Genomic DNA, 5,879 nt, shown 5'->3' with positions numbered 1-5,879 from the left:
CCGGACCGCTGCTCAGCGGTGCCGTCGCGACCGCGCCACCGACGATCGGCGCGGCGGCCGGCGCACCCGCGACCGCGGCGCCGCCCGGCGGCGCCACGCGCAGCAGCTGGTCGACTTCGATCTGGTTCGGGTTCGCCAGGTTGTTCCACGACGCGATGTCGCGATAGTTCTGCCCATTCTCAAGCGCAATCCGGTACAGCGTGTCGCCCGGCTTCACACGATAGAAGCCAGGCGGCGGCGGGCCGAGCGGCACCGCGGGCTGCGCGGTGGCGGTCGTGCCGAGCGACCCGGAGCGGTCGACGACGGGCGCGTTGTCGAGCCGCGTCGCACAGGCGGCCAGTAGCGTGGAGAACGCAGCCACACAGATCGCGCGCTGGGCGAGCGTGAGCGGTTCCCGGGATCGGTTGTTTTGCATCGCGCGCAACATACTCATCGGTTTCAAATCACTCCGGATTTTAAAGGGACAAAGAAAACGCGATCAAGCCGGGACTCTCGCCATTGCGCGTGCGCGACGCGCTCGACGAGCGTGAGCACCTGGTGCTGCCCGCTCTGCGCGCCGACCGGCGCGACGAGCCGCCCGCCGATCGCGAGCTGCTCGAGCAGTGCCTGCGGCACGTCGAGCCCCGCCGCCGCGATCACGATCGCGTCGAACGGGGCCGCGGACGGCAGGCCGACACGCCCGTCGCCATAGTGCAGACGGATGTTCGGCACGCGCAGCGGCCGCAGGTTCAGCTTCGCGCGCTCATACAGCGGCTTGATGCGTTCAATCGAATACACGTCGCGTGCCACGTGGCTCAGCACGGCGGCCTGATAGCCGCAGCCCGTGCCGATCTCGAGCACGCGCTCGAGTGTGCGGCCGGCCATCGCGAGCTCGATCATGCGCGCGACGACCGACGGCTTTGAAATGGTTTGCTGATGGCCGATCGGCAGCGCCGAATCCTCGTAGGCCTGCGTCGCGAGCCCCGGATCCACGAACATGTGGCGCGGCACCGCGGCCATCGCGTCCAGCACGCGCGTATCGGTCACGCCGTTCGCGCGCAGGCGTTCGACCATCCGCTCGCGCACACGTTCCGACGTGAGGGCGAACGCGCCGGCCGGCGCGATCGTGGGCGCAGCCGGCTTCGGCAGCGCTGGCTTGAGCACGGTCGGCTTCGGTGCGGTCGCCGGTTTCGCGGCGCCGATACCCGGCAGCGGCGCCCGCACGGCGGCCGGCTTCACCGCAACCGGTTTCAGCACGGCTGCGGGTTTGTCGGCGGCCTTCGGCACCGCGCCCGCCGCCTGGCGTTCACCGGCCCGACCGTCCGACTTGCGTGGCGCTCGCTTGAGATCTTCGAGCGCGAGCGGGAACCGCTTCGCGCGCTCGCCGCTCATGAAGCCCGCCCTCCGGCGCGCACCCATTCGCGCGTCGCGGGCAGCATCTGCGTATGCGTGAGATCGAGCTGCAGCGGCGTGATCGACACGAAACCGTTTGCGACGGCGTGAAAATCGGTGCCCTCGCTGGCGTCCAGCGCGTCGCCCGCGGCACCGATCCAGTAGATCGGCTCGCCGCGCGGGTCGGTCTGGCGGATCACCGGCTGCGACGGATGACGCTTGCCGAGGCGCGTAACCTTCCAGCCCTTCAGCTCGTCGTACGGCAGGTTCGGAATATTGACGTTCAGCAGCGGGTTGCCCGGCAGCGGGTGCGCGAGGTAATGCGCGACGATTTCCGCGGCGACGCGCGCGGCGTCCGGCAGCTGGGCCCAGCCCTTGTCGACCAGCGAGAACGCAATCGCCGGCACACCGAACATGATGCCCTCGGTGGCGGCTGCAACTGTCCCCGAATAGAGCGTGTCTTCGCCCATGTTCTGGCCGTTGTTGATGCCGGATACGACGATGTCGGGCCTCTCATCGGCCATCCCCGTCAGCGCGACGTGCACCGAATCGGTCGGCGTGCCGTTCACGTAGAAGAAACCCGTACCCGCTGCGCGCTGCACCGACAGCGGCCGCGACAACGTGAGGGAGTTCGACGCGCCGCTGCAGTTCTGCTCGGGCGCGATCACCGTGAGCTCGGCCAGCGGCTGCAGCGCTTCGCTGAGCGCGGCGAGACCGGGGGCGAGATAGCCGTCGTCGTTGCTGAGTAGGATTCGCATCCGGCGATTGTAACCGAGGAAAGATGGCGCGAGAGCGACAGTCCGGCGGCCGCGGACGGGTGGGTATACGCATGGGCGCACGATGCGCCGCCGCATCGTGCGGCGGCATTCCATGCGCCGGGGAAAACACCGGGTCGCCGGGGTTTTTCGCCCCGACGAACGACTCGTCGGAAAAGGCGTCCGTCGGGCGGCCCGGCGCAAGGCGCCAGGCCGCGGGGCACTCAGATCGCGCCCGCCTCGCGCAGCGCGGCAATCGCCTGCGCGTCGTAGCCGAGGCCGCGCAGCACCTCGTCGGTGTGCTCGCCGAGCTCGGGCCCGAGCCAGCGCGTTTCGCCCGGCGTGTCCGACAGCTTCGGCGTGATGTTCGGCAGCGGAATGTCGGTGCCGTCGGCCAGCTTGAAACGCTGGATCATCTGGCGCGCGACGAACTGCGGATCGGTGAACATGTCGGCGGCGCTGTAGATGCGCCCGGCCGGCACGTCGGCCGCATTCAGCACGGCGAGCGCCTCTTCGATCGTGCGCGGCGCGAGCCACGCGGCGATCGCGTCGTCGATTTCCTGCGTGCGCGGCACGCGCCCGTCGTTTTGCGCGAGCGCGGGATCGTCGGCGAGGTCGTCGCGCTCGATCGCCTTCATCAGCCGCTTGAAGATCGGATCGCTGTTGCCGCCGATCACGATGCTGCCGTCGCGGCATGCATACGTATTCGACGGCACGATACCCGGCAGCGACGCGCCGGTGCGCTCGCGCACCATCCCGTACACGCCGTACTCGGGCACCACGCTTTCCATCATGTTGAAGACGGCTTCATACAGTGCAACGTCGACCACCTGCCCCGCGCCGCCGTTGACCTTGCGGTGATGGAGCGCCATCAGCGCGCCGATCACGCCGTGCAGCGCGGCGATCGAGTCGCCGATCGAGATGCCGATGCGCGGCGGCGGCAGATCCGGATAGCCGGTGATGTGGCGCAGCCCGCCCATCGATTCGGCGATCGCGCCGAAGCCGGGCCGGTCGCGGTACGGGCCCGTCTGCCCGTAGCCGGACAGGCGCACCATCACGAGGCCCGGATTGTCGGCCGACAGCACGTCGTAGCCGAGCCCGAGCTTTTCGAGCAGGCCCGGGCGGAAGTTCTCGATCACGATGTCGGCCTCGCTTGCGAGCTGCCGCGCGATCGCCTTGCCGGCGTCGGTCTTCAGGTTCAGCGTGACCGATTTCTTGTTGCGCGCCTGCACGGACCACCACAGCGACGTGCCGCCCTGCTCCGGATGGAGCTTGCGCCACTTGCGCAGTGGGTCGCCGCCGTTCGGATCCTCGATCTTGATCACTTCCGCGCCGAATTCGGCGAACAGCCGCGACGCGAACGGCCCCGCGATCAGCGTTCCGAATTCGAGCACTTTGACGCCCGCGAGCGGGCCCTGGCTGGTGCTCATGTGTCTCCCTGGCATGAGGAACGGCGCCGCCCGCAGGCGGCGCCCGGCTTACATCGTGCGGCGGTCGAGCATCGCGCGGGCGATGGTGCCCGCGTCGACGTACTCGAGCTCGCCGCCCACCGGCACGCCGCGCGCTAGGCGCGTGACCGCCAGCCCGCGCGCCTTGAGCGTCTGGCCGAGGTAGTGGGCGGTGGCTTCGCCTTCGTTCGTGAAGTTGGTCGCGAGCACGACTTCCTTGACGACGCCGTCGGACGCGCGCCGCACGAGGCGGTCGAAATGGATTTCCTTCGGGCCGATCCCGTCGAGCGGGCTCAGTCGCCCCATCAGCACGAAATACAACCCGCGGTAGGTCATCGTCTGCTCGAGCATGATCTGGTCGGCAGGCGTCTCGACGACGCACAGCAGCGTCGGATCACGCTCCTCGTCGCTGCAGACCTCGCAGATCTGCGCTTCGGTGAACGTGTTGCACTTCTCGCAGTGCTGCAGGTGCTCGGTCGCGAACAGCAGCGACCGGCCGAGCCGCTCCGCGCCCTCACGGTCGTGCTGCATCAGGTGAACCGCCATGCGCTGCGCGGATTTCGGCCCGACGCCGGGCAGCACGCGCAACGCTTCGACGAGGGCGGACAGGGCGGACGGCTGTTTCATACGGCGGCAAACAGTGGCAAGGACGCCGCGCTCAGAACGGCAGCTTGAAGCCCGGGGGCAGCGGCAGGCCCGACGTCATGCCGCTCATCTTTTCCTGCGACGTGGCTTCGGCCTTGCGCACCGCGTCGTTGAACGCAGCGGCGACGAGATCCTCGAGCATGTCCTTGTCGTCCGCGAGCAGGCTCGGGTCGATCGACACGCGGCGCACTTCGTTGCGGCACGTCATCGTCACCTTGACGAGGCCGGCGCCCGACTGCCCTTCGACTTCGATGAGCGCAAGCTGCTCCTGCATCTTCTTCATGTTTTCCTGCATTTGCTGCGCTTGCTTCATCAGTCCGGCGAGGTTGCCTTTCAACATGGGAATACTCCTTCTTGATCGTGTGAAAACCGGCACGCGGCGCGTGCCGGCCAATGTGTGCGGGGCGTGATTGTGCCTGTCGCGGGGCGCTCAGTTCAATGCAGCGTCGGCGGCGCGCCGTCCGGCGCCGAATCGGCGAGCGGGCGCACCGACCCTTCGACGATGCGTGCACCGAACTCGCGCACGAGCTGCTGGACGAACGGATCGCCGTGAATCTCCTGTTCGGCTTCGCGCTGGCGCGCCGCGCGCGCGGCCGCATCGAGCGCCGCCGCGGTGCGCCGCGCGGGCCCGACCTCGACGGTCACCTCGACCGGCTTGCCGAGCGCATCGGCCAGTGCGGCCTTCAGCTTCGCCACCTGTGCGGCGTCCGCATACTGCGGCACCGGCACGGACAATTTCAATGCGGTTGCATCGACGGCCGTCAGCTCGCTGTTGAACGCGAGCTGGTACGCGACACCCTTCAGCGGCAACCGCGCGGCCAGCGCCGGCCATTCGCCGTCGAAACCGATCGGATCGAGCGCGATCGCGGGCGGCAGCGGACGCGTGTCGATCGGCGCGGCCGGACGCGCGTCCGCCGGCTTCGGCGTCACGCGCACGTCGTCGGGACCGCTGTCGAACACCGGCACGAAGGCGTCGTCGGACCCGCCGAACATTTCGTCGGCGCTGAGCGGCACGTAGTCGTCGGGCGGGATGTCTTCCCACGGCGGCGACGGCTGGCGCGAATCGGCTGCTTGCGGCGCACGGGCGGCAGCACGCGGCGTCGGCACCTGGACGGCCGGACGCGGCGCGACCGGCTTTTCAGCAGCCGGCTGGGCCGCAGCCGGCTTGGCGGCAGCGCCTGCGCGCCCGCGGTCCGACGACACGCGCATCCCCGCATTGCGCAGCACGTCGAGTGCGGCGGCGGCACCGCCCGCGCGCGCCGCCGGCCGTGCGGCGGCCGGCTCGGGCGATGCGACGCGCGGCGCCGGTTCGGCCTGCGGAGCCGGTTCGTCGTTTCGCTGCACGACGGCAACGGCGGGCGGCTCGGGTTCCTTGCGCGCGGGAGGCGGCGTGTCGCCGACGGGCGCTGCCTTCGTTTCCGGCTGAGGAGGCTCGACAGCTTGCACGTCAGCCGCGACCGGTTCCGGCGCTGCTTCTGCCGGTGACTGAACGGCAGCCGGCTTGGCGGCCGGCCGTTCGGCTTCATCGCTCGATTGCACCGGCGCCGAACGGGCGACCGGCGCAGCCGGCGTCGCGGCTGGCGGGCGCGCTGCGCTTGCCGGCGCGGCCGATACCGGCTTCGCCGCGGCGGCGGCCGGTGCCGCCGTAGCACGCGGGGCC

Annotated in this window: 7 protein-coding genes; all 7 read right to left on the bottom strand. The window is 70.0% G+C overall.

Annotated features, from left to right (window positions below):
• Positions 1-433: LysM domain-containing protein (locus MMB92_RS34905; protein ID WP_277563262.1), on the bottom strand; the 433-nt coding region annotated here is incomplete at its 3' end.
• A gap of 5 nt (positions 434-438) precedes the next feature.
• Positions 439-1,371: a protein-L-isoaspartate(D-aspartate) O-methyltransferase gene (locus tag MMB92_RS34900; RefSeq protein WP_034201645.1), complete on the bottom strand. Its 933-nt coding sequence runs from the start codon at positions 1,369-1,371 to the stop codon at positions 439-441.
• Positions 1,368-2,129, bottom strand: a complete 762-nt coding sequence (surE, locus tag MMB92_RS34895; protein WP_006482126.1) for a 5'/3'-nucleotidase SurE — start codon at positions 2,127-2,129, stop codon at positions 1,368-1,370. Before surE ends, MMB92_RS34900 begins: the two co-directional genes overlap by 4 nt.
• Before the next feature lie 221 nt (positions 2,130-2,350).
• A complete protein-coding gene (locus tag MMB92_RS34890; protein ID WP_277563261.1) occupies positions 2,351-3,556 on the bottom strand; it encodes a CaiB/BaiF CoA-transferase family protein in 1,206 nt (401 codons plus the stop codon).
• Positions 3,557-3,604: 48 nt separating this feature from the next.
• Positions 3,605-4,201, bottom strand: a complete 597-nt coding sequence (recR, locus tag MMB92_RS34885) for a recombination mediator RecR (protein ID WP_006478665.1) — start codon at positions 4,199-4,201, stop codon at positions 3,605-3,607.
• 31 nt (positions 4,202-4,232) lie between these two features.
• On the bottom strand, positions 4,233-4,559 hold the full coding sequence (locus tag MMB92_RS34880) for a YbaB/EbfC family nucleoid-associated protein (RefSeq protein WP_006482124.1): 327 nt from the start codon (positions 4,557-4,559) through the stop codon (positions 4,233-4,235).
• 95 nt (positions 4,560-4,654) lie between these two features.
• The coding region (locus MMB92_RS34875; RefSeq protein WP_277563260.1) for a DNA polymerase III subunit gamma/tau C-terminal domain-containing protein at positions 4,655-5,879 on the bottom strand (1,225 nt) is incomplete at its 5' end.

It is taken from the genome of Burkholderia sp. IO2 (assembly GCF_029522185.1).
Classification (GTDB): domain Bacteria; phylum Pseudomonadota; class Gammaproteobacteria; order Burkholderiales; family Burkholderiaceae; genus Burkholderia; species Burkholderia cenocepacia.
This window is presented reverse-complemented; position numbering and strand designations above follow the sequence as displayed.

Coding starts and splice junctions, on each gene's coding strand:
- MMB92_RS34890 (WP_277563261.1), bottom strand. CDS start 3,556: ATGAGCACCAGCCAGGGCCCGCTCGCGGGCGTCAAAGTGCTCGAATTC.
- MMB92_RS34880 (WP_006482124.1), bottom strand. CDS start 4,559: ATGTTGAAAGGCAACCTCGCCGGACTGATGAAGCAAGCGCAGCAAATG.
- recR (WP_006478665.1), bottom strand. CDS start 4,201: ATGAAACAGCCGTCCGCCCTGTCCGCCCTCGTCGAAGCGTTGCGCGTG.
- MMB92_RS34900 (WP_034201645.1), bottom strand. CDS start 1,371: ATGAGCGGCGAGCGCGCGAAGCGGTTCCCGCTCGCGCTCGAAGATCTC.
- surE (WP_006482126.1), bottom strand. CDS start 2,129: ATGCGAATCCTACTCAGCAACGACGACGGCTATCTCGCCCCCGGTCTC.